Source organism: Acinetobacter sp. CY05, assembly GCF_059515805.1.
In genome coordinates this window covers 75,682-99,594 of record NZ_JCAKMW010000010.1, presented here as the reverse complement: position 1 = coordinate 99,594, position 23,913 = coordinate 75,682, and the positions used below count along the sequence as shown (strand labels likewise).

Here is a 23,913-nt window from a genome sequence, read left to right as displayed (position 1 = left end):
GCATCATACGCTGTTTTTTTTCACTTACTACTTTTATAAGGTTGATGTAGCCAGTTTTAATCCAAAACCGCAAAACAAAACTCCCACGGAGGCAACACACAGCGCAGTAAAGCGATAACGATGGGCAAAATAGCCAGATAATTTTGCTCCAGAGAAAATCAGCACACTTAAATAGGACATGCTAATACATTGCAAAATCACCGCCAGAGCAGTAAAGGTCAAGGCAGGATAAGGGTAAGCCGGATCAACAAATTGCACAAAAAAGGACAAGTAAAATAAAATGGCTTTTGGATTTAAAATACTGATGGTTAAAGCGGTGCGAAACGGACTCAGCTGATCAATATGTTGTTGTGTGCTACGTTGTGCTTGTACTGAGGGCGGAGATTGCCAGCTGTGTTTGGCGGCCATTAATAATTTAATGCCCAAATAACTTAAATATACCGCACCAACGATTTTTAAAATGGTAAATAACCAGGGCAAATGGTGTAATAAAGAGGCCGCCCCCAAAGCGGTAAGCAAAATTAAAATTAAATCGCCCATATACACGCCAAACGCGCTTTGATAACCGACTTTAATGCCATAACGTGAAGCCACAGACATCACATATAAGGAGTTTGGCCCCGGTAATAATACGATTAACGTGGTGCCAATGATATAGGTGGGTAAATCAGTAATCCCGAGCACGTGACAGATCCATGAAAAAGCCGATGCTGATTATAACAACATCGGCTCAATAGCGTGTGCTTAGCCTTTAATGTTTAAGCAGAAATTTCTGCCTGTGCTACAGCTGTGGCTAATAATTGATGCAGTTGCTGGCGTGCTTGAATAAAACCCTCAATACCACCTTGCAATAATTGACTGGCCATCAAATCACGCTCAACTTCGGCTTTAAAAGTGGCTTCATCCAACACCACTTGATGATTTTGATGCGGTGCTGCATGCTCAGGCGAAAGCTGACGAATGACTTGGATTTCACTGTGTTCGAGTTGTTGCAATAAATTAGGTGCGATGGTCAGTAAATCACAACCCGCAAGGCCTAATACTTGTTCGATACTGCGGAAACTCGCGCCCATCACTTCGGTTTTAATGCCATGTTGTTTGTAATATTGGTAAATTTGTTTAACAGAGAGTACACCCGGGTCTTGACTAATGGGATATGCATCAACTCCTTCAGCTTTTTTGTACCAATCTAAAATTCGTCCTACAAAGGGTGAAATCAAAGTAACCTGTGCATCGGCACAGGCACGTGCTTGGCTTAAACCAAACAGTAAAGTCAAATTACAATGAATCCCTTCAGCTTCCAAAACCCGTGCCGCTTGGATGCCTTCCCAAGTGGAGGCAATTTTAATTAAAATACGTTCTTGGGCAATGCCATAATCTTGATACAGCGCCAATAATTCTTTGGCCTTGGCAATTGTGGCTTGGGTGTCATAAGACAATGCGGCATCGACTTCGGTAGAGACGCGGCCATCAATCAGTTTTAAAATTTCTACGCCGAGTTTGACCGTTAAAATATCAATACTGCGTTCAATTAAGGCATCATCTTGATAGCCTTCAGCACGTGCTTGAGTAAAGGCACTCTCAATGAGGGCACGGTTTTCAGCTTGCCTTGCTGCAGCGGTAATCAAAGATGGATTGGTGGTGGCATCGAGTGGGCGCAACTGTGCAATCGCGTTTAAATCGCCGCTATCGGCAACGATGGTAGTGAATTGTTTTAATTGCGTTAAGGCGTTTGCTTTCATTGCTGTAATTCTTTATTTAATGACCCTGTAGTAGTGTTATATAGCAAATAAAGCCCTATTGCCAAGTGCTGAACAGGGCAATTGGGCTTATTCAACTTGATTTTTCCTGTGATTTTGCAAATATTGGATTAAAAATTGTGCAGCTTGTCCAAGAGCTTGATCGCGTCGCCAAACTAAGTCCATAAAATAGGTAAACTGTGGCGTAAAGTCATGGAGGGCCAAAATCTGCAGCTGCTCGGCCAAATAAGGATTTTCTTTGAGCATTTGTAATGGCAACACGCCCCAACCCAAGCCTTGTAAAATCAAACGACATGCTGAGTCATGATGATCAGTATGCCACGCTTGGCTCGAAAAACTTAATTCCGGAACTAAATCGCGTTCACGACTTGCCACAACAATTTGTCGGTGCTGTTGTAAGTCGGTTAAGCCCACCTGTGCTTGTTGGGCCAATAGATGTTGCTTGGCTGCTACGGCCACCAAGGTTTGTTGTTCAACTTCAATAAATTGTTCGTCACTGTTTAAATGTTCACGCTCAAACATAAAAGCCAATTGGGCCCGCTGTGCTTTGAGTAAACCTAAAGCATCCTCTTGTGGGGCATTTAAAATATTAATTTTTAAGCTTGGAAAAGCTTTGGCCACGTGCGCGACATAGACTGGCCAACTGCTATATTGTAATTCTGACACCACTACAATATTTAGCTCTGCTTCTAAGCCTTGACTCAATGCTAAAGCATGTTGTTGCCATGCTTGCATATCTGCCAGTAATTGGCGTGCTTTGGCATACAATTCTTGTGCGGCTAAGGTAGGTTGAGGTTCACGGCCAAGGCGTTCAAATAGCTTTAAATTTAAATCAAGTTCTAAATTGCTGATCGCCATACTCACCGTAGAAGGCACTTTGCCTAAATGCCGTGCCGCAGCGGAAAAAGAACCATACTCCATCACCACTTTAAAAATTGTCAGTTGCTCTTGATTTAAATTCATGTGCTACCTATCAATACAATTGAAAGAATCTGATTTTATTTATCAATATTTAACACATATGATGCTTTCAATTTAAAACATTTGCGTGGAAATATGTGGTTATCTAAGCGTCGAATTATTCATGCTGTGAGCTATGAAGGTATTTTATTGGTGATCATTGCCATCGCGCTCAGTATTATTTTTGATATGCCGATGGAGGTGACTGGGGGAGTAGGTGTGGCGATGGCGCTAACATCAATGTTATGGAATATGGTGTTTAACCATTGGTTTGAACAGTTTGAAGCCAAGCATCAGTTGCAACGCACCATTAAGGTTAGAATATTGCATGCGATTGGTTTTGAAGGCGGTTTGATGTTGGCCACCATTCCGATGGTGGCTTATGCACTTAACATTGGTCTATGGCAAGCGGTGGTGCTCGATTTTTCCATGACTTTATGTATTTTGCTGTATACCTTTATTTTTCAGTGGTGTTATGACTATATAGAAGCGCGTTTAGGGGATCGCCCTGAATACAAGCATTAAAAAAGCACCCCGTGGGGTGCTATTGCTGTTTATTTTTCGATAATGGCGGTAACACCTTGACCACCGGCAGCACAAATTGAAATTAAGGCACGCCCTGAACCTTTTTGATGCACTAATTTGGCAGCGGTGGCTAAAATACGCCCACCTGTAGCTGCAAAAGGATGACCGGCAGCGAGTGATGAGCCATTGACATTAAGCTTAGTGCGGTCAATTGCACCGAGTGGCGCATCCAAACCTAAGCGATTTTTACAGAAATTCGGATCTTCCCAGGCTTTTAAGGTTGAAAGTACCTGTGCAGCAAATGCCTCATGAATTTCATAAAAATCAAAATCTTGTAGGTTTAAATTGGCACGCTGTAGCATACGGGGCACAGCGTAGGCCGGTGCCATTAAAAGCCCTTCTTTTTTATGAATAAAATCCACCGCTGCAGTTTCGCTAAAGCTTAAATAGGCTAAAATTTCATGCCCATTGGCTTTGGCCCATTCTTCTGAGGCCAATAACACACAAGACGCGCCATCGGTCAGGGGTGTTGAGTTACCTGCGGTCATGGTGCGCGCATCGCCTTTACCAAAAGCAGGTTTGAGTTTGGCTAACTTTTCTATGCTAGAATCAGGGCGTAAATTATTGTCACGTTGTAAACCTAAAAATGGCGTCATCAAATCGTCAAAAAAGCCTGCTTCATAGGCTGCATGCATTTTTTGATGGGAGCTGGCAGCCAGCTCATCTTGCGCTTCACGCGAAATGCCCCATTCTAAGGTGGTTAAAGCTTGATGATCACCCATAGATAAGCCTGTACGCGGCTCACCATTACGCGGGGCATCCATTAAATCTTTGACATTAAGTTTGGCTAAAGCTTGTAAGCGTGCTTTGGCAGTTTTGGCGATGTTGAGTTCTAATAAGACTTTACGTAACCCATCGCCTAAGGCAATAGGCGCATCGGATGTGGTATCCACACCACCTGCGATGCCGACATCAATTTGACCTAAAGCAATTTTATTGGCCACTTGAAACGCCGCTTGTAAGCCTGTGCCACACGCTTGCTGTAAATCATAAGCTGGCGTTTCAGGAGCAAGCTTGGTGTTTAAGACACACTCGCGGGTCATATTAAAGTCACGGCTATGTTTGAGCACTGCACCGGCCGCCACTTCACCTAAACGTTGACCTTGTAAATGAAAACGCTCGACCAAACCATTTAACGCGGCGGTGAGCATGTCAATATTGCTGGCTTGAAAATAAGCGCCGTTAGAACGGGCAAAAGGAATGCGATTACCGCCTAAAATAGCCACACGGCGAATAGTATTTTGGGTCATAAATTCTCGTCCTAAAATGGGGTGGTGCAAATAACAAAAATCAATATGATTATGATTGCTGTGCTTTTTGTTGTTCAGTCTTGACCTTAACATACTCTAAAGCAAAGGGGATTGACTAGATTGACAGCGGATTTTGTGACAAGGTCAAGTCATCAAATTGTAAACTCACGTATCATCGCAGTGAAAAACATAGATCTTTTGCCTGATAAGTGTTTAATATCTCTATAAACAAAAGATCAATTCAACTTATATTTGATGCGAGATAATAACCATGACTGATCAATATCAAAATTTTTCCCATTCTCCTATTGGTAAATTTGTCATTAAAAATTTAGGTTTACCTCATCCACATGTATTGGAGCGCTTTAGCAGTGCCACACCAGTATTAAAAGGGGCTCTACTTTTAGGGGTAGCCAATAACAGCACATTGACACCCGCTATTGCGCAAGTGCTGAATAATATTCATGCCAATAGCTATGCAGGCAATAATCCTCAATTGCAGCAACAAGCCGCAACAGCAGGCTTAAACTTAGGCGCTTTTAACGCAGGTGATAAAGAATCAAAATTTAAAGCCTTGGTGTTTGATGCTTCAGGGATTCAAAACAGTCAACAACTCAAGCAACTGTATGATTTTTTCCATCCAGTGCTGCGTCAAGTTTCGGCATCTGGACGGGTGGTGGTGCTAGGAATTGATCCTGAGCATGCCACAACTGTCTCACAGGCCATTGCTCAACGTGCTTTAGAAGGCTTTGTTAAGTCACTGGGCAAAGAATTAAAAAAGGGCATTACTGCTCAGCTGATTTATGCTGCACCTGACGCAGCCGAGCAGCTCGAATCGAGTTTAAGGTTTGTTTTGTCAGCGCGTTCAGCTTATATCTCGGGTCAAGTGTTAAAAGTGCAAAAAGCGCAAGCACAACAACTTGATTGGGAGCAACCTTTGGCAGGTAAAACCGCTTTAGTCACTGGTGCGAGTCGTGGCATTGGCGCAGCGATTGCAGAAGTGTTGGCACGTGATGGCGCACATGTAATTTGTTTAGATGTGGCGGCGCAGCAGGCAGATTTAGAACGGGTGGCGAGTCGGATTCAAGGATCAATCTTAACCGTAGATATTACCAGCGAACAGGCCAGCGAAGAAATTATTCAAGCGGCAGCAGCGCAGGGTGGTTTAGATATCGTGGTGCATAACGCTGGCATTACCCGTGATAAAACTTTAGCCAATATGAAAGCTGAGGCTTGGGATTTAGTTTTAAATATTAATTTATCCAGTATTGAACGCATTAATACTGCCTTATTGGCGCAAAATGCGATTCGAGCGCAAGGTCGAATTATCTGTGTCTCTTCTATTTCTGGGATTGCAGGTAATATGGGGCAAAGTAACTATGCCACTTCCAAAGCCGGCGTGATTGGTGTAGTGAAATATAGCGCGCCAACCCTAACGCAAGGAATCACCATTAATGCTGTAGCACCAGGTTTTATTGAAACCCAAATGACTGCAGCCATTCCCTTTGCCATTCGTGAAGCAGGGCGTCGCATGAACTCTATGAGTCAAGGCGGTTTACCTGTAGATGTGGCAGAAGCGATTGCATTTTTTGCCAGTCCTGCATCGGGTGGCTTAAATGGCAATGTACTTCGAGTTTGTGGACAAAGCGTACTGGGTGCTTAAAAATTTAAAGGACTATTCATATGTTAACGCGTCATTTTCAGCATTTGCCAAAACCCTATTTGGCCTATCCTAAAATCATTCAGGGTTTAATTCAAAAAAAACCTAAAGCACAGTCGCTACCCGCATTACATTATGTGGTAGATGATTTGCGTCTAGACAGCCAGCATTTGGCCAAATATCAGGCGCTGACGGGTTTTGCCCAGAATCAGCACGTGCCGGCTTTATATTTTGCTGTGCTGTCACAAAGCTTACAGATGCAAATGATGAGTTTGCCTGAGTTTCCTTTTCAAGCCTTAGGTTTGGTGCATGTGGCCAACGAAATCGAACAAAAACGTGTCATTTTGGCCGATGAGCATTTTAGCTTGTCATGTCGTTTAGGTGAGTTATCTGCGCATGAAAAAGGCGTCGTATTTGATTTTATCACTGAGGTCAAAGTGGCTAATCAAATCGTGATGTGTGGTGTGAGCCGTTATTTATCTAAACAAAAGGGCAGTACGCTAGAAAAAACGAAAAGCACAGCTCAGCCAGTTTATTTGCTTAAAGATGAATGGCAGGTGGCAGAAAATACGGGTCGTCAATATGCGTTAAATTCAGGGGATTTTAATTTAATTCATTTGCATCGTTTCACTGCCAAAGCCTTTGGTTTTAAACGTGCGATTGCCCATGGTATGTGGAGTAAGGCACAGGTGTTATCACGTTTAGATTTGCCTGAAGCCTACCGTGCTTGGGTTGATTTTAAATTGCCGATTTATTTGCCTTCACGGGTTGAATTATTGACGGCTGAAAACGGCAAAATCGAGTTTTTACTGCGTAATACCCAAGATCATAAACCGCATTTGGTGGGGGTTGTCAGTACGCTATAGCGCATTTAAAGGGTGATTTTTTCTGTGAATATGCTATTTTGCCAGAGTGATTTTAAGTGGTAATGCAGCATGAAAAAGCCGATTCTTATTCCTTTATTTGCCACCAGTGTGGTGGTGTTGGGTGGTTGTCAGGATACGAGTAGCCCACAGCAGCAAAGCGTAGCCATGGAGCAAAAAGTACAACAGGCACAGTGGGTGGGCACGTATCAAGGCACGACGCCGTGCTTGGGCTGTATCTCACGTTGTCCTGACTGCCCAGGGATGGCGGTGGATTTAACTTTAAATCAAGATATGAGTTATACCTTAGTGCGTGAAAGTTTAAGTGGTCATAATGCAGTTGAAACTTTAACCGGTATGATGCGTTTTCGTGATGCCGACCAGACCGAGCTAGAATTGCTGAATGTCAAAACCCGTAATTTATTGATTGTTGATACTGCACATAAAGTTTTAGAAATTCGTGAAGATGTGACTGGTAATGGCTATGCCGCGAGTGATGATTTCTTACTTGAGCAAGCTACGCAAAGCAGTTGATTTAAAGTGCTTATCAGGATGATCAATGATCATCCTTTTTTATCGTTGATTGCTGAGCAAATGACGTGGCCTGATTCACTAATGACTAAAAAAACAGTATGCTAATGCTTGCAATAAGGAGCATACATGTATCAGGTACTCGCGCGTAAATATCGTCCGCGTAATTTTAATGAATTGGTCGGTCAAAACCATGTCTCACGTGCTTTAACCAGCGCTTTAGAACGTGGTCGTCTGCATCATGCTTATTTATTTACCGGAACGCGTGGGGTAGGTAAAACCACCATTGCCCGTATTTTAGCCAAATGCTTAAACTGCGAAACTGGTGTGACCTCAACGCCGTGTGAAGTATGTCCAACCTGTGTGGCGGTCAATGAAGGACGTTTTATTGACCTGATTGAAATTGATGCAGCATCACGTACCAAAGTTGAAGACACGCGTGAATTACTCGATAACGTACCGTATGCACCAACGCAAGGACGTTTTAAGGTGTATTTAATTGACGAAGTGCATATGCTCTCGACGCACTCGTTTAATGCTTTACTCAAAACTTTAGAAGAACCGCCTGAACACGTTAAATTCTTATTTGCCACCACAGATCCGCAAAAATTACCGATTACCGTGATTTCACGTTGTTTGCAATTTACCTTGCGACCACTTGCGGTAGATGAAATTACCGATCATTTAACTGATATCTTAACTCGCGAAACCATTCAGTCTGACCAAGATGCGATTTGGCAAATTGCTGAATCTGCACAAGGTTCATTGCGTGATGCATTGTCGTTAACCGATCAAGCGATTGCCTATGGTCAAGGGGCAATTCGTCATCAAGATGTCAAAGAAATGCTCGGCTTAATTGACCGTACCATTATCTATGATTTATTGCTGGCGATTCATCAAAATAAACCTGCGCGTGTTAGTCAATTGTTATTGCAATTTAGACAGCAGGCATTAGATGTATCTTTGGTGTTGGATCAGTTGATTTCGACCTTACATGAACTGGCACTATTACAATATTTACCTGATTTAAGCCTGAAATATAGCAACGAAATTAATCAAAAAATTACACAGATTTCCAAATTAATCAGTGCGCCAGATTTACAGTTATATTATCAAATTGCCTGTAAAGGCCGTGCCGATTTGCAGTGGGCAGTGACCCAAGAGCAAGGCTTTGAAATGTGTATTTTGCGTTTATTGGCATTTCGTCCCATGCAGCCACATGAAGTGCTGCTCAGCCAGACACCAAACACAACTACGGCGCTTGCAACCGTCGATGAACCTGCGACGCTTGCTGTAGAAGCTGTAGAAGCTGTAGAAGCTGTAGAAGCTGTAGAAGCTGTAGAAGCTGTAGAAGCTGTAGAAGCTGTAGAAGCTGTAGAAGCTGTAGAAGCTGTAGAAGCTGTAGAAGCTGTAGAAGCTGTAGAGCCATTGAGCGAAACGCCTGAATTCAATGCCGATCAAGTGGTCTTTGCTGCCAATAATGAGCTACTCGATTTTGATTTAGGTGAAACGTCCAGCATAGACAGCACCTTGCCTGAAGATATCTTCTTTTTAGACAATGCAGCAGCTCAAATACAAGACCTAACAGTAGATGCTGCAGAACCTGCTGATTTATCTGAAGTTGCTGATACAACAGATAATCAAGCTGTAGATGATTTATTTGCAGTAGCGCCAGCTGTAGAGTTCGTTCCACCAATGGCAGTAGTAAGTCATAGCACACAGATGCCACAAGATATTCTCCAAGTGCCTGTTCAGGATTTAAGCGGAGAATGGACACTGGAAAAATGGGAATATTGGTTTAGAGAATCGGATTTAAGTCCAGCGCTGCAAGAATTGGCACAGCATGGCCTCATGCAAGGTCAGATTAATGCGCAGAGTGTATTTGTTATTGCACCGCAATATGAACAATTGCTGACATCGTTGCAAAGCCATTTAGAGCAAGCATTGCATGCGACATGGCCAAAAACCCGCTTTAGTGTCAAATATCAAGATCTAACTACCACGACCCCATATCACTTACAGGCGCAGCGTAAACAATTGGCACAGCAGCGCGCTGTGGAACTGCTGCAAAATGAGCCTGTAGTTAAAGACTTAATCCGTCAGTTTGATGCGACATTGGATAACGTCCAGATTAAATAAGTGATGATTTTAGCAGCAACTGCTGGAGTTGCTGTAAACCTTGACTCGCTGTTAAGGCAATTTTTTGATACTGCTGTGGTAAATGCTGTAGCTTGGCTTGCGGGTCAATATAGTAGGCTTGTGCAGTGGCTGAAATGCAATGAACTAAGCCTGCCACAGGATAGACTTGTAAGCTGGTGCCAATCACCACAAAAATATCCGCTTGTTGTACTAAGCGTTCGGCTTCACTATAGGCAGGTACCGCCTCGCCAAACCACACTACGTGTGGACGCAGCGGATAGCCTTGAGGACATTTGTCGGTGTTTAAATCTAAAGCATCACCAATAATGGGATAGAGTTCCTGATCATCACGCGCTTTGGGGTCAGAACTTTTCGCCAAACGGATATTGCCATGCAAATGCAGCACTTTGCTGCTGCCAGCACGTTCATGCAAGTCATCAATATTTTGCGTGATCACTTGTACATCAAAATCTTGTTCTAATTCGGCAATGATGTGATGCGCAGCATTAGGCTTGGCCGCTAAGATATTTTTGCGCCGTGCATTATAAAAGCGCTGTACAAGTTGTGGATTTTTAGCCCAAGCTTCAGGCGTTGCTACATCTTCGACTCGATGCTGCTCCCATAAGCCATCACTATCACGAAAGGTTTGAATGCCGCTTTCGGCACTCATGCCTGCACCTGAAAACACCACTAATTTTTTCATACCGTTGTACTCACTACCGTTTTTAACCATTGTACAAATTTTGCCAATAAAGGCGATAAATCGCTGTCAGAATGCATCACATAATAACTACGGCTGCCTTGTAGTTGATGTTTGGAAGCAATGACTAAGCTGCCATCACTGAGTTCTTTTTCTAATAGCATTTGCGGAATAAGGGCAACGCCCATGCCATGGGTAGCGGCAACGGCCAGCATGGAAAACAGTTCATGGCGCTGACCATCATAAGGATTGGGATATGAAACACCTGCACTTTGTAGCCATTCTTGCCAAATGCTCGGACGCGTAGTTTGTTGTAATAAGGGTAATTGGCGCAGTTGCTCGGGCTTTAGATCATAGCTTTTATCGGCATCGGGGGGTAAATTGGGGAAATATTGCTGAATTAAACGTGGCGAACACACGGCAATCACATCTTCAGGCATTAAAAAGTGGCTTTGCGTTCCCGGCCAGCGCTGTACTTGCTCTGGCGTACCTGCATAAATCGCAGCATCAAAAATATTGTCATGAAATAAAAATGGTTTGGTGCTGGTTTCTAAATGAATGGTGATTTCAGGATGTAACTGATTAAATTCATGCAATTTTGGTAATAACCAACGCGTGGCAAAGGTGGGAACAACGCCAATTTTTAGGGTGCCACCTAAACCTTTGTGTGACATCACATCTAAGGTGGCGCGTTCGAGTCCCTCTAAATAAGGTTGAATAGCTTGATAATACTGCTGCCCCGCAGGGGTGAGTTCAACACCATGTCGCGTGCGATGGAATAAATTTAAATTTAAAAATTCCTCGAGTTGTTGAATCTGTCTAGATACTGCGCTTTGGCTCATAAACAGTTCTTGCGCTGCATGGGTATAGCTTAAATGACGTGCCGAAGCACTAAAACACAGCAGACTTTGTAAAGGAGGAATTTGGCGGCGCATGGTGTGTTCTCACGTGAAGATATGCATATTGGTCTAATTTTTAGGCAATAATAGCGGATAATGTGTATAAGGTATGTGCTTTTTGCATATCTGTATGCAAAATTATCGTTTGCGCCAGCTTGGACTTTTGCTCTACGATCAACTCAAATAATCAAAACATGATCAAAAAGGCAGAGGACGCAATGAATCAAATGCTCAATACCAAAAAACCTAAAGTTCAATTTGACTGGCAGGATCCATTTTTAATTGAACAGCAGCTCACAGAAGAAGAACGTATGATTCGCGATACGGCACATGCCTATTGCCAAGATCGTTTACAACCGCGTGTTTTAGAGCAATTCCGCCATGAAAAAACCGATGCTTCAATTTTTCGTGAAATGGGTGAATTGGGTTTATTAGGCCCAACCATTCCAGAAGTGTATGGCGGTGCAGGTTTAAACTACGTGAGCTATGGCTTAGTGGCGCGTGAAATTGAGTATGTCGATTCAGGCTACCGTTCGATGGCCAGTGTACAAAGTTCATTGGTGATGGTGCCGATTAACGAATTTGGTTCAGAAGAGCAAAAGCAAAAGTATTTACCAAAACTTGCCACAGGTGAATATATTGGTTGCTTTGGTTTAACTGAGCCAGATCATGGTTCCGATCCGGGCAGCATGATTACGCGTGCTAAAAAAGTTGAAGGCGGTTATCGTTTAAGTGGCGCAAAAATGTGGATCACCAACAGTCCAATTGCCGATGTATTTGTGGTGTGGGCTAAAGAAGTGTCTGAAGCAGGCAATGTGGGTGATATTCGCGGCTTTATTTTAGAAAAAGGATGGGAAGGTTTATCGGCACCTGCCATTCATGGCAAAGTGGGTTTACGTGCCTCAATCACCGGTGAAATTGTGATGGATAACGTGTTTGTGCCTGAAGAAAATGCCTTCCCAGAAGTACGTGGTTTAAAAGGGCCATTTACGTGTCTAAATAGCGCACGTTACGGTATTGCTTGGGGTGCGATGGGTGCGGCTGAGTTCTGCTGGCATACTGCACATCAATACACCATGGATCGTAAACAATTTGGTCGTCCATTGGCTGCTAATCAGTTGATTCAAAAGAAACTGGCTGATATGCAAACTGAAATTGCCTTAGGTTTACAAGCGGCATTACGTTTTGGTCGTATGAAAGATGAAGGCATTGCTGCGGTTGAAGGTACATCACTGATTAAACGTAATAACTGTGGTAAGGCCTTAGATATTGCACGACTCGCACGTGACATGATGGGGGGTAACGGCATTAGTGATGAGTTTGGCGTGGCACGTCACTTAGTCAATCTTGAAGTCGTAAATACCTATGAAGGTACCCATGATGTACATGCCTTAATTTTAGGTCGTGCGCAAACTGGTATTGCCGCATTCTCAAACTAAAATATTGAATAATCATCAAAAACGGGCGCGCTTTTTAGCGCGCTCTTAGGTTCATGCAACCATAAAAAAGTTAATCTTGGCAGTGATCTATAACTATATGAGGTCATGGAGACCTTAAACTGACCAAGATAACTCATTTGGGAAAATGAGGGAACAGCATATGGATTCAACTGTAAAACTGCCGTCTAATCTCGGCACTGCACATAAAATTAATAAAAATACCTGGAAACTGGCGTTTATTTTTGCCTTCGTATCCTTAGTGATCGATGGCGTAGATATCATGCTTTTGTCCTTTAGTTTAAGTAGTTTAAAAGCAGAATTTGGTTTATCGACCTTTGAAGCGGGGATGCTTGGCAGTGCCTCACTTGCAGGTATGGCACTGGGCGGTATTTCGGGTGGTTGGGCCTGTGATAAGTTTGGTCGGGTGCGTACCATTGCATGGTCGGTGGTGTTTTTCTCGATCATGACCTGTATTTTAGGTTTTACCCAAAGCTATGAGCAATTCATGGTGCTACGTTTTATTGGTGCCTTTGGTTTAGGCTCATTGTATATGGCTTGTAATACTTTAATGGCAGAATATGTTCCAACCAAATACCGCACCACGGTGTTAGGGACACTGCAAACAGGTCAAACGGTCGGCTATATTGTGGCAACCTTAATGGCAGGCGCGATTATTCCAGATCATGGCTGGCGTATGCTGTTTTACGTGACCATTATTCCTGCGGCATTTGCACTGTTCTTTATGCGTTTGGTTCCTGAACCTGCGGCATGGCAAGAAGCTAAAATCCAACAATTACAGGGTAATAGCCTAAGCTTAGACGCAAGTAATACTCAAGTCAGTAAAGCACCGTCTGAAAGTATTTATAAACGCATTTTTGGGCACAATCAGCATCGTAAAATGTTTTTATTGTGGATGGGCACAGCCGCGTTCTTACAGTTTGGTTACTACGGCGTCAATAACTGGATGCCGATGTATCTTGAAACCGAACTGAATATGAACTTTAAGTCTTTAACCGGCTATATGGTGGGTGCATATACCGCCATGATTTTAGGCAAAATTTTAGCGGGTTATGCTGCTGACAAATTGGGTCGTCGAGTCACCTTTGTATTTGGTACAGTAAGTACCGCCGCCTTTTTACCCGTGATTATCTTCTTTAATACTCCAGATAACATTGCCTATTTACTGATTACCTTTGGTTTCTTATACGGGATTCCTTATGGCGTCAACGCAACCTACATGGCTGAAAGCTTCTCAACGGATGTGCGTGGTACCGCTATTGGTGGCGCATATAACATGGGCCGTTTAGGTGCAGCAATTGCGCCAGCCACCATTGGCATGATTGCAGCAGGTAGCTCATTTGGGATGGCGTTTATTGTGATGGGAACAGCTTATTTTATTGCAGGTGTGATTCCGGGGCTGTTTATTCGTGAACGTCAATATGACCCACAGCAATCGAGCCTTGTTAAGGTGGATACGGATGCTGAATCAGAAGCAACAACAGCAACAACCCCAAGCGTGGCTGCCACAGCTAACAAATAATATCAGGTCATTACAGCTGACCTTGGAGGAATAAAGCATGGGTGCATTACAAGGCATTCGAGTATTGGATTTAAGCCGTGTTTTGGCAGGGCCGTGGTGTGGGCAAATTTTAGCCGATCTTGGCGCAGAGGTGATTAAAATTGAACGACCGCGTGTGGGAGATGACACCCGCATGTGGGGTCCGCCGTGGATGAATAATGCCCAAGGTCAAGCCACGCGTGAATCGGGTTATTATCAATGTGCCAACCGCAATAAATACTCTGTGGCGGTGGACATTGCCTCACTGCAAGGGCAAGAGATTATTCGTGACATTGCCAAAACCGCAGATGTGGTGATTGAAAACTACAAAACGGGTTCATTGGCCAAGTATGGCTTAGATTACGCGAGCTTAAGTGAATTAAATCCAAATTTAGTCTATTGCTCCATTACCGGATTTGGTCAAGATGGCCCGCGTGCTGATGAACCAGGCTATGACTTTATTATTCAAGGCATGTCAGGCTTAATGAGCATTACTGGTGAAAAAGACGGTTTACCAGGTGCAGGTGCACAAAAGGTTGGGGTGGCAGTGGTAGATTTACAAACTGGTTTGTATTCGACCATTGCGATTCAAGCGGCATTATTGGCACGCCAGCATACTGGATGTGGGCAATATATTGATATGTCGTTATTGGATGTGCAGGTAGCAAGCCTTGCCAATCAAGGTATGAACTATTTAAGCAGTGGCAAATCTCCAGTGCGCATGGGTAATCATCATCCCAATATTGTGCCGTACCAAACTTTTATGGCTAAAGACAAAGAATTTATTATTGCTTGCGGTAATGATAAACAATTTAAAGACTTGTGCCTTGCGATTGGCTTGCCTGAGCTTTTAGACAATCCAAAATTTCAGCGCAATCAAGATCGAGTTAAACATCGCGGTGAATTGGTCGGTTTACTCAGCGACTACTTTGTACAGCATAATGCCGCGCATTGGGTCAGTCAAATTCATGCAGTGAAAGTGCCTGTTGGCGTGATTAACTCCATTGAAGATGCTTTAGCTGAACCGCAAATTCAACATCGTGGTTTGGTGGTTAATCTGCCACATGCCTTAAATCCCGATTTTAAGGTCATTGGCTCACCGATGAAACTATCGGATACTCCCGTTGAATATCGTCATGCACCGCCACAATTGGGTGAACACACCGAGCAAGTGCTCAGTGAGTTTTATACCCCTAAACAACTGCAACAATTACAAGATGCTGGCATTATTGAAACGTTGCCCACAGCAATAGCAACAGTGGCTTAAGGCATAAGAAACCGACCTAGCGTTTGATAAAACGCTAAAGGTTCAGAGATCAGCGGCGCATGGCCAGATTTAGGCAAGATTACATGCGTCGCTTTTAATTTTTGTGCTAATAACTGTTGCCCAAGAATCGGATACAACGTTGATTTTTGACCACTCAGCCATGTCATTGGACAATTCAGTGTGTGCAAACTGGGGCGCAAATCTAGATCATGCCCAATATAACTGTCTAAATACCATGCCATCATCTGTAAATTTTTAAGCGCTAAAGTATAAGCAGCAAGTTGTGGGAATCGATTGAGCTGTTTTAAACCTTGCAACAACAGGCGATGAGAACCTTGAAAGGCCAGTAGCGTCTGCCATGCATTAAAAAGCTGTTGTTGCTGTGCGTATGGCATATGCTCTAGCGCAGTATAATCCTGTAAAGTCGCTCTTAACTGGCTTAAACAGGCCAAATATTGGGTTTGTTGCGCGCCATATAAACCGTATTGCCAATCAGGTCGATTTTTAATACACGGGCTTTGGTCAATATGTAAATAGTGGCTGATCTTGCTAGAAAAATCAGCATATTGCATGCCATACATGGCAGTGGTAGCACCCATCGAATAGGCAATGACGCGTACATCATCCAATTTTAATTGTTGGCAAATACTGTTTAAGTCTTGCCAATGGCTAGAAATGGCATCTAGGCGTGGAATTTTGGCTTGTTTCGAGCCACCAAAACCACGCCAATCTGGAATAATAAAACGAAAATTCTTTCTAAAGGGATACACAAAGGGCAACCATTGCTGGCTGGTCATGCCAAGTCCTGACAGCACCAATACAGGTTGACCGTGTCCAAATTCACGTACAAAGAGGAGCGAGCCATCTGACATTTTAAGGCGCATCATGGATATCCTCTGGTTTATATTGACCTAAACCGTATATCAGTTGCTTTAACCAAGTCACCCAGCTTTGTTCTAAATCTAGACCCAATTGCAAAATCATACGATGAATATATTGCTGTCGATGAGATGGATCAGCATTGGAAAAATCTTTAGCAAAAATCGCTTGATAGGTCTGAAGGCGGTTTTGATGCTCAACGAGATGTTTTTGTAACTCAGACATTAAAGCTTGCGAGTTAAGCTGTGCTTCGGCACGTAAACGCACCATTAAATCTTCACGTAATTGCGCGGGGGCACTGTGCTCAAGCATCCATGCTGCTAAGGCTTCGCGCCCTTGGGCTTCAACTTGATAAATTTTTTGTTTTAGATCGGGCTGGGCTTGGGTGCTAATCCAGCCTTGCTCTAGCATATTTTTTAATTCACGATAAATTTGCTGATGCGTCGCACTCCAAAAATAGCCCATCGAATGGTCAAAACGCCGTGCCAATTCAATGCCACTACTGGGTTTTTCTAATAAACTGGTGAGTAATACATGTGCAAGGGACATTGGACGCCTCAGTCATTTTTAAAGCTGTCTAAAATTATGCAACATGTTGCATAAAAAAGCGATCACGTTTATAAACGAGGGCAGAGTTGTATAAAACTAAAAATGTCTGCAAGGAGCTCGCTATGACAGTTTATCCGCACTTATTTACCCCATTAGATTTAGGCTTTACGACCTTAAAAAACCGCGTGATTATGGGTTCTATGCATGTGGGTTTAGAAGAAGCGCCCAATGGTCATCAGCGTATGGCAGCATTTTATGCTGAACGCGCGCGTGGTGGTGTTGGTTTAATTGTTACAGGCGGTATTGCACCCAATAGTGCAGGTTTAACCCGCGCAGGTGCGAGTAAGCTCAGTACACTTGCAGAAGCAGAGCCGCATAAAATTGTCACTCAAGCAGTGCATGCGGCAGGAGGTAAAATTGCCTTACAGATTTTGCATACCGGACGTTATTCGCATCAAAACCAAGCCGTTGCACCCTCAGCGATTGCCGCACCGATTAATCCTGTGATTCCACATGCATTAACACCTGTGGAAATTGAGCAGACCATTACTGATTTTGTCGAATGTGCGAAATTAGCCCAATACGCGGGTTATGACGGTGTGGAAATTATGGGCTCTGAAGGCTATTTAATTAATCAGTTTATTACCAAACGTACTAATCATCGGGATGATGCGTGGGGCGGTAGTTATATGAATCGCATCCGTTTTGCAGTGGAAATTGTGCGTCGTACCCGCCAAGCAGTGGGTGAAAATTTTATTATTATTTATCGTTTATCCATGCTCGATTTGGTTGAAGGTGGCTCGACCTTGGCGGAAGTGACGCAATTGGCCAAAGCCATCGAATCTGCAGGCGCTACTATTATTAACACCGGCATTGGTTGGCATGAAGCACGGATTCCCACCATTGCCACTAAAGTGCCCCGCGCAGCTTTTACTTGGGTCACGCAAAAAGTCAAAAGTGCAGTCAAGATTCCACTGGTGACCTCAAATCGGATTAATACGCCTGCCATGGCTGAGCAGGTGCTGGCACAAGGGCATGCTGATTTGGTCTCTATGGCACGCCCGTTTTTGGCTGATGCTGAGTTTATGCTCAAAGCAGAGCAAAATCGTAGTGATGAGATTAATACCTGTATTGGTTGTAACCAAGCTTGTTTAGATCATATTTTTAGCGGCAAGCTCACGTCCTGCTTGGTCAATCCGCGTGCCTGTCATGAAACAGAGTTGCCCATGGAGAGTGCTGTACACAGTAAAAATATTGCGGTTGTGGGGGCAGGACCTGCGGGTTTAAGTTTTGCTTTAAATGCTGCAGAGCGCGGTCATACAGTCACTTTATTTGAAGCGAGTGCTCAGATTGGTGGACAATTTAATATTGCCAAAACCATCCCGGGTAAAGAAGAATTTTATGAAACCATTCGCTACTTTAAACGCCAGTTAGAATTACAGCCCAATATTAAATTGGTGCTCGGTTATCAAGTTAAAGTCCAAGAGCTGATTGATCATCAATTTGATGAGATCGTGCTGGCGACTGGTGTTGAACCACGGCAACTCGATATTCCGGGTATTGACCATGAAAAAGTACTCAGTTATTTACAGGTTTTAAAAGAGCGCGTTGCTGTGGGGCAACGTGTGGCCATTATTGGTGCAGGGGGGATTGGTTTTGATACCGCTGAATATCTAAGCCATAGCGGCGAAAGCAGCAGTTTAGATCCACAAAAGTTTTATGATGAGTGGGGGATTGACCCGAAATACCAATATGAGGGAGGTTTAAAGCTGGCACAGCCAAAGCCTGCAGTGCGTGACATCTTCTTATTACAGCGTAAAGCCAGTAGCGTCGGCTCAGGTTTAGGTAAAACCACTGGCTGGATTCATCGTAGCGGTTTGAAGCAGCGTAATGTACAAATGTTGAATGCGGTGCAATACGATAAAATTGATGATAGCGGTTTGCATATTAGTGTAGGTGAACAACAGATTTTATTAGATGTCGATCATATTGTCATTTGCGCAGGGCAAGAGTCTTATACCCCTTTATATGACGAATTAGTGGCAGCAGGTCAGCAGGTGCATTTGATTGGTGGCGCGAAACTTGCAGGAGAATTAGATGCCAAACGTGCGATTGCCGACGGGGCTTATTTGGCTGCTAGCTTATAAGAATATACATCACTGATAAGCACTAGGTTGAGCACTTGCTGCTTGACCTTCAGGTTTTTTATCTTAAATCAGGACTATGCATGCTCTGCAAAGCTCCATATCAAGGGCGGCACCACGCGGCGCAGTAGAAAATTAAGCTCTACAAGATTGCACTTGAATTTGATGGATAAATTCAGCATAAGTCATGAAAGGCTGCTTAATTTAATTGTGAGCTTTCAGAGCCTGATTGTAGACGAAAAGAAAAAATTGTTGAGGCAGATGGAGCCGACGATAACAACAAGACCCACATAAAACGACACCAGCCAAGAAGGAGTATACGATGTTAAGATTACAAAAATTAAGTCATCGCTTGGCCGCTTGTATAGAGCACTGGGCAGGTGCGGCTACACCCAGTTTATCCTATCATCCACAGGGTATCTTTGCCCAATTGGTTCCTGAACTGAAATCTCTACAAAAAAAATATTGTCCAACGCTGTGGCTTGCAAATCCACATGCGCAAATGTTGTATTTTGATTTATTTAAACGCCATCGTATTCATCTAGAATATGATGCCGTTGAACAATTGACCATGCAAGATGGCGGCATTACAGCCATTGCCTGGTATGGTCAACAGTTAAGTCCAACTACTCCGACTATTGTACTGATGCATACTTTAACAGGTACAGCTGAAACCATGCGTGAATTGGTACAGGATTTACATCACTATACCGGTTGGCGGATTGCCTTGTGTTTGCGCCGTGGCCATGGCAAATTACCGTTAACCGTGCCAAAAATTAATATTTTGGGTTCCACAGAAGACTTAGCAGAGCAAATCCAGCATATTCAAACCGTATATTCTCAGTCAGATTTATATGCTGTGGGCTCATCGGCAGGCACCGGCTTATTGGTGCGCTATTTAGGTGAAATGGGCAAGAAAGCACCATTTAAAGCGGCTTTTGCTTTAAGTCCAGGCTATGATAGCGAACAAGGTTTTGCACGTGTTCATCCTATTTATAGCAAGTTGATGACCAAAAAATTAGTTAAGGCATTTATACAGCCCTATAGTAGTACTTGGCAATGGACCAATTTAGAAACGCTATTGCAAGCGAAAACCTTGGCCGAGTTTGAACAATGTTATTTTAAAATGGCTGGGTTTCATGATTACCAAAGCTATGCCAAAGCAGTAAATCCTATTTATGTGATGCAAGATATCCAAATACCCTTGGTGGTACTTAACGCTGAAGACGATCCGATTTGCAGGATCGATAATTTAGTGCCACATAAACAAGTGCTTATCAATATGCCAAATGTTTTAATTGTGACAACAACCAAGGGCAGTCATTGTGTTTTTTATCAAGGCTTAATTAAAACCAACTCTTGGGCGAGCTGTGTGATTGCGGATTATTTCCGTCACTATGCCAGTCTCATACAGACAAAAAAACCCAGACAAGCTGGGTTTTTAAATCTACAAGCAGCTTAATCCAGCGCTGGCGTGGCAGCGGCAATCGCTGCTGCAACTGCATCATCTTGTGATTGTGTATTTGTACTGCGTGGCGCCTCAGTCTTAGGCACCTCTGCTTTTGGCTCAGCTTTAGGTGCTTCAGCTTTAGGCGTAGTCACTTGTGGTTTTGGCTCAGCTTTAGGCGCTTCAGCTTTAGGCGTAGTCACTTGTGGTTTTGGCTCAGCAGGTGCTGGGCGAGTTTCACGACGGATTTCAGTCGTGGTGTTTGGTGTTTCTTCGCGAATCACTTCTACTTTTTGTGGCGCAGTTGCAGGTTTGGCTGCTTCAGCAGCTGGCGCTGGCTGCTCTGGCTCAGTTGGGCTTAAGTTTTCAAATTTAGCTTCAGCTTTCGGTTGAGTCGTTGGTGCTTCGGCACGCGTCTCTTCTTCAGCGGGAGTTTCTTTCTTGACACATGCACTTAATAAAAGGCTAGTTGCAATTGCACCACAGATTAAAATTTTCTTATTCATAACTGCACAAAATAACGCGTTAGATGGACAAACATATTATAACCATAAAAAGCAATAGAAAAATCATCAAAAGATAAGCTAAATTTTTATCGCAATTGCTGATACAATAACCAATTGTTTATTGTTCCATGAATTGATGCACAATGACTTTGCTTTATTGGTGCAGAGTAAAGTAAAATTGCGCAACATTGCAGGCCGATTTAGGCTCGATTGTACGAGAAACCCAATGACCCATTTTATTTTCGTGACTGGTGGTGTAGTTTCATCACTAGGTAAAGGTATTTCAGCTGCTTCAGTTGCTGCACTTTTAGAAGCCCGTGGTTTAAAAGTGACCATGGTCAAAATGGATCCATACATTAATGTCGATCCAGGGACAATGAGCCCATTCCAACATGGTGAAGTTTTTGTCACAGAGGATGGTGCAGAAACTGACTTAGACTTGGGTTACTACGAACGTTTCCTACGTCGTGCGAAAATGACCAAGTTAAATAACTTTACATCTGGCCGCGTGTACCAAGATGTATTGAACAAAGAGCGTCGTGGTGATTACCTTGGCGGTACTGTTCAAGTTATTCCACATATCACTGATAACATTAAAGAACGTGTACTTCGCGCAGGCGAAGGCTATGACGTTGCGATCGTGGAAATCGGCGGTACAGTAGGTGACATTGAATCTCTCCCATTCATGGAATCTGTACGTCAGCTGATGGTTGAACTTGGTCACAAGCGCACGATGCTGATGCACTTAACCTTACTCCCATACATTAAGTCAGCAGCAGAATTAAAAACTAAACCAACACAGCATTCTGTGAAAGAGTTGTTGTCGATTGGTATTCAGCCAGATATCTTAATCTGCCGTACTGAGCATGATGTTGATGCTGATACGACACGTAAAATTGCGTTATTTACTAACGTTGAAGCGCGTGCTGTTGTGGTATGTAAAGATGCGCGTACGATTTACCAAATTCCACGTACATTCTATGAACAAAACGTTGATGATTTAATCTGTGAACGTTTTGGCTACAACGATCTTCCAGAAGCTGATCTAACAGACTGGGATAACGTCGTAGAAGCTTTACTGAATCCTGAATACACAGTACGTGTGGCGATGGTGGGTAAATACGTTGAACTGCCAGATGCCTATAAATCTGTCAACGAAGCGTTACTGCATGCGGGTATTCAAAACCGCGTTAAAGTCCAAATCGATTACGTGAATGCTGAAGAGCTAGAAAGCCAAGATGCAGCAGAAGTCTTAAAAGATGCTGATGCCATCTTAGTGCCAGGTGGTTTTGGTGAACGTGGTACCGAAGGCAAAATGCAAGCGATTAAATTCGCACGTGAAAATGGTGTGCCATTTTTAGGCATTTGCTTAGGTATGCAACTGGCTGTGATTGAATATGCACGTAATGTGGCAGGTATTTCTGATGCAACCTCTACTGAATTTAACCGTTCAACTAAATCACCTTTAATTGGTTTAATCACTGAATGGTTAGATGAGCGCGGTGAAGTACAACAACGCTCTGCAGATTCTGACCTTGGCGGTACTATGCGTCTAGGTGCTCAAAAATCTGAATTGGTTGCGGGCACAAAAACAGCGGAAGTTTATGGTTCAACAGAAATCATTGAACGTCACCGTCATCGTTATGAAATGAACAACCGTTTTATTCCTGCTTTAGAAGAAAAAGGCATGAAGATTTCAGGTTATTCACCGATTCAACGCTTGGTGGAAACGGTTGAAATTCCTGCACATCCTTGGTTCGTTGCGGTACAATTCCACCCAGAATTTACCAGCTCACCACGTGATGGTCATCCATTATTTGCAAGCTTCATTGATGCTGCGAAACAGCAGTACCAAAAAGCCAAGTAATTGGTGTTTTGCATAACTAGGAATGTTTAAATGTCACAATTAAAACCACAAGAAATTGTACGTTTAGGCGATATACAAATGGCAAATCATTTGCCATTTGTACTATTCGGCGGCATGAACGTACTCGAGTCTAAAGACTTGGCTTTTGAAATTGCAGAAACTTATGTTGAAATCTGCACACGTTTGGATATTCCATATGTGTTTAAAGCCAGTTTTGATAAAGCCAACCGTTCAAGTTTGAATTCTTACCGTGGCCCAGGTCTTGAAAAAGGTATCGAGTGGTTAGCGGACATTAAAAAGCATTTCAATGTGCCGATCATTACTGATGTGCATGAGCCGTATCAAGCGGCGCCTGTAGCCGAAGTGGCGGATATCATTCAGTTGCCGGCATTTTTAAGTCGTCAAACTGATTTGGTTGAAGCCATGGCCAAAACGGATGCCATCATCAATATTAAAAAAGCACAGTTCTTAGCACCACATGAAATGCGTCATATTTTGCATAAGTGCTTAGAAGCTGGAAATGACAAACTGATTCTGTGTGAACGTGGTTCAGCATTTGGTTACAACAATTTAGTTGTCGATATGTTGGGCTTTGACACCATGAAAGACATGAATGTTCCAGTGTTTTTTGATGTGACCCATGCGCTGCAAACTCCAGGTGGGCGTAGCGACTCAGCCGGTGGTCGTCGTGCGCAAATTACCACATTGGCACGCGCAGGTATGGCAACAGGTTTGGCAGGTTTGTTCTTAGAAGCACATCCTGATCCTGAACAAGCCAAATGTGATGGCCCATGTGCGCTGCGATTGTCGCAACTTGAGCCATTCTTAGCGCAGCTCAAAGAATTGGATACTTTGGTCAAAGGTTTCCAAAAGCTAGATACACACTAAATTGTTACACCTTGATGCGTCG

20 protein-coding genes and 1 pseudogene are annotated in these 23,913 nt (G+C 43.3%); 12 read left to right on the top strand and 9 right to left on the bottom strand.

Features of this window, described 5'->3' with window-relative positions; all coding sequences use genetic code 11:
- Positions 1-33: 33 nt before the first annotated feature.
- From leuE to AC5YCD_RS09055, 3 genes are all read right to left on the bottom strand, one after another.
- Positions 34-684 (bottom strand): leucine efflux protein LeuE, encoded by a 651-nt coding sequence (gene leuE, locus AC5YCD_RS09065; protein WP_496129732.1) that lies wholly within the window; start codon positions 682-684, stop codon positions 34-36.
- Positions 685-758: 74 nt separating this feature from the next.
- Entirely contained in the window at positions 759-1,742 is a 984-nt protein-coding gene (gene tal / locus AC5YCD_RS09060) for a transaldolase (RefSeq protein ID WP_496129731.1), read from the bottom strand.
- Between the two features lie 87 nt (positions 1,743-1,829).
- Entirely contained in the window at positions 1,830-2,723 is an 894-nt protein-coding gene (locus AC5YCD_RS09055) for a LysR family transcriptional regulator (RefSeq protein WP_496129730.1), read from the bottom strand.
- Positions 2,724-2,816: 93 nt separating this feature from the next.
- Here AC5YCD_RS09055 and aceI point away from each other — a divergent pair, with 93 nt between their 5' ends.
- Positions 2,817-3,245 carry a chlorhexidine efflux PACE transporter AceI gene (gene aceI, locus AC5YCD_RS09050; protein WP_496129729.1) on the top strand — a complete coding sequence of 143 codons (429 nt, stop codon included), beginning with the start codon at positions 2,817-2,819 and terminating at the stop codon, positions 3,243-3,245.
- A 29-nt stretch (positions 3,246-3,274) separates the two neighbouring features.
- Here the strand turns inward: aceI and AC5YCD_RS09045 are convergent.
- Positions 3,275-4,555, bottom strand: a pseudogene (locus AC5YCD_RS09045) (acetyl-CoA C-acetyltransferase); the annotation flags it as partial.
- 271 nt (positions 4,556-4,826) lie between these two features.
- Between AC5YCD_RS09045 and AC5YCD_RS09040 the strand changes: the two are divergent.
- The 4 genes from AC5YCD_RS09040 to dnaX all read left to right on the top strand — a co-directional run bounded on the left by AC5YCD_RS09040 (position 4,827) and on the right by dnaX (position 9,748).
- A complete protein-coding gene (locus AC5YCD_RS09040) occupies positions 4,827-6,218 on the top strand; it encodes a 3-oxoacyl-ACP reductase (RefSeq protein ID WP_496129728.1) in 1,392 nt (463 codons plus the stop codon).
- Positions 6,219-6,238: 20 nt separating this feature from the next.
- Complete coding sequence (locus AC5YCD_RS09035; RefSeq protein ID WP_496129727.1) at positions 6,239-7,081, top strand: MaoC family dehydratase; 843 nt, start codon at positions 6,239-6,241, stop codon at positions 7,079-7,081.
- 69 nt (positions 7,082-7,150) lie between these two features.
- Complete coding sequence (locus tag AC5YCD_RS09030) at positions 7,151-7,612, top strand: copper resistance protein NlpE N-terminal domain-containing protein (protein ID WP_496129726.1); 462 nt, start codon at positions 7,151-7,153, stop codon at positions 7,610-7,612.
- A gap of 126 nt (positions 7,613-7,738) precedes the next feature.
- The gene (dnaX, locus tag AC5YCD_RS09025) at positions 7,739-9,748 is read left to right on the top strand and encodes a DNA polymerase III subunit gamma/tau (RefSeq protein ID WP_496129725.1); all 2,010 of its coding nucleotides are present in this window, start codon (positions 7,739-7,741) and stop codon (positions 9,746-9,748) included.
- Here the strand turns inward: dnaX and AC5YCD_RS09020 are convergent.
- Positions 9,741-10,451: an SIR2 family NAD-dependent protein deacylase gene (locus AC5YCD_RS09020; RefSeq protein WP_496129724.1), complete on the bottom strand. Its 711-nt coding sequence runs from the start codon at positions 10,449-10,451 to the stop codon at positions 9,741-9,743. The genes dnaX and AC5YCD_RS09020 overlap by 8 nt on opposite strands.
- On the bottom strand, positions 10,448-11,383 hold the full coding sequence (locus AC5YCD_RS09015) for a LysR substrate-binding domain-containing protein (RefSeq protein ID WP_496129723.1): 936 nt from the start codon (positions 11,381-11,383) through the stop codon (positions 10,448-10,450). The genes AC5YCD_RS09020 and AC5YCD_RS09015 overlap by 4 nt, the downstream gene beginning before the upstream one ends.
- 182 nt (positions 11,384-11,565) lie before the next feature.
- On the opposite strand from AC5YCD_RS09015, the gene AC5YCD_RS09010 reads away from it, so the two are divergent.
- From AC5YCD_RS09010 to AC5YCD_RS09000, 3 genes are all read left to right on the top strand, one after another.
- The gene (locus tag AC5YCD_RS09010) at positions 11,566-12,786 is read left to right on the top strand and encodes an acyl-CoA dehydrogenase (RefSeq protein ID WP_496129722.1); all 1,221 of its coding nucleotides are present in this window, start codon (positions 11,566-11,568) and stop codon (positions 12,784-12,786) included.
- Between the two features lie 145 nt (positions 12,787-12,931).
- Positions 12,932-14,326: an MFS transporter gene (locus AC5YCD_RS09005; protein ID WP_496129721.1), complete on the top strand. Its 1,395-nt coding sequence runs from the start codon at positions 12,932-12,934 to the stop codon at positions 14,324-14,326.
- A 37-nt stretch (positions 14,327-14,363) separates the two neighbouring features.
- Entirely contained in the window at positions 14,364-15,611 is a 1,248-nt protein-coding gene (locus AC5YCD_RS09000) for a CaiB/BaiF CoA transferase family protein (protein ID WP_496129720.1), read from the top strand.
- Here AC5YCD_RS09000 and AC5YCD_RS08995 read toward each other — a convergent pair.
- Together AC5YCD_RS08995 and AC5YCD_RS08990 are read right to left on the bottom strand one after the other, a co-directional pair.
- Positions 15,608-16,498: an alpha/beta fold hydrolase gene (locus tag AC5YCD_RS08995; protein ID WP_496129719.1), complete on the bottom strand. Its 891-nt coding sequence runs from the start codon at positions 16,496-16,498 to the stop codon at positions 15,608-15,610. The genes AC5YCD_RS09000 and AC5YCD_RS08995 overlap by 4 nt on opposite strands.
- Positions 16,485-17,039: a PadR family transcriptional regulator gene (locus AC5YCD_RS08990; RefSeq protein WP_496129718.1), complete on the bottom strand. Its 555-nt coding sequence runs from the start codon at positions 17,037-17,039 to the stop codon at positions 16,485-16,487. Before AC5YCD_RS08990 ends, AC5YCD_RS08995 begins: the two co-directional genes overlap by 14 nt.
- Before the next feature lie 122 nt (positions 17,040-17,161).
- Between AC5YCD_RS08990 and AC5YCD_RS08985 the strand changes: the two genes are divergently transcribed.
- Both AC5YCD_RS08985 and AC5YCD_RS08980 read left to right on the top strand, forming a co-directional pair.
- Positions 17,162-19,186 (top strand): 2,4-dienoyl-CoA reductase FMN-binding domain-containing protein, encoded by a 2,025-nt coding sequence (locus tag AC5YCD_RS08985; RefSeq protein ID WP_496129717.1) that lies wholly within the window; start codon positions 17,162-17,164, stop codon positions 19,184-19,186.
- Positions 19,187-19,505: 319 nt separating this feature from the next.
- A complete protein-coding gene (locus AC5YCD_RS08980; RefSeq protein WP_496129716.1) occupies positions 19,506-20,645 on the top strand; it encodes a YheT family hydrolase in 1,140 nt (379 codons plus the stop codon).
- On the opposite strand, the gene AC5YCD_RS08975 is transcribed toward AC5YCD_RS08980, so the two are convergent.
- Positions 20,642-21,136 (bottom strand): internalin, encoded by a 495-nt coding sequence (locus tag AC5YCD_RS08975; protein ID WP_496129715.1) that lies wholly within the window; start codon positions 21,134-21,136, stop codon positions 20,642-20,644. The genes AC5YCD_RS08980 and AC5YCD_RS08975 overlap by 4 nt on opposite strands.
- A 226-nt stretch (positions 21,137-21,362) precedes the next feature.
- On the opposite strand from AC5YCD_RS08975, the gene pyrG reads away from it, so the two are divergent.
- Positions 21,363-23,003 carry a CTP synthase gene (gene pyrG, locus AC5YCD_RS08970; RefSeq protein WP_496129714.1) on the top strand — a complete coding sequence of 547 codons (1,641 nt, stop codon included), beginning with the start codon at positions 21,363-21,365 and terminating at the stop codon, positions 23,001-23,003.
- A 30-nt stretch (positions 23,004-23,033) separates the two neighbouring features.
- Complete coding sequence (gene kdsA / locus AC5YCD_RS08965; RefSeq protein ID WP_496129713.1) at positions 23,034-23,891, top strand: 3-deoxy-8-phosphooctulonate synthase; 858 nt, start codon at positions 23,034-23,036, stop codon at positions 23,889-23,891.
- The last annotated feature ends 22 nt before the right edge of the window (positions 23,892-23,913 follow it).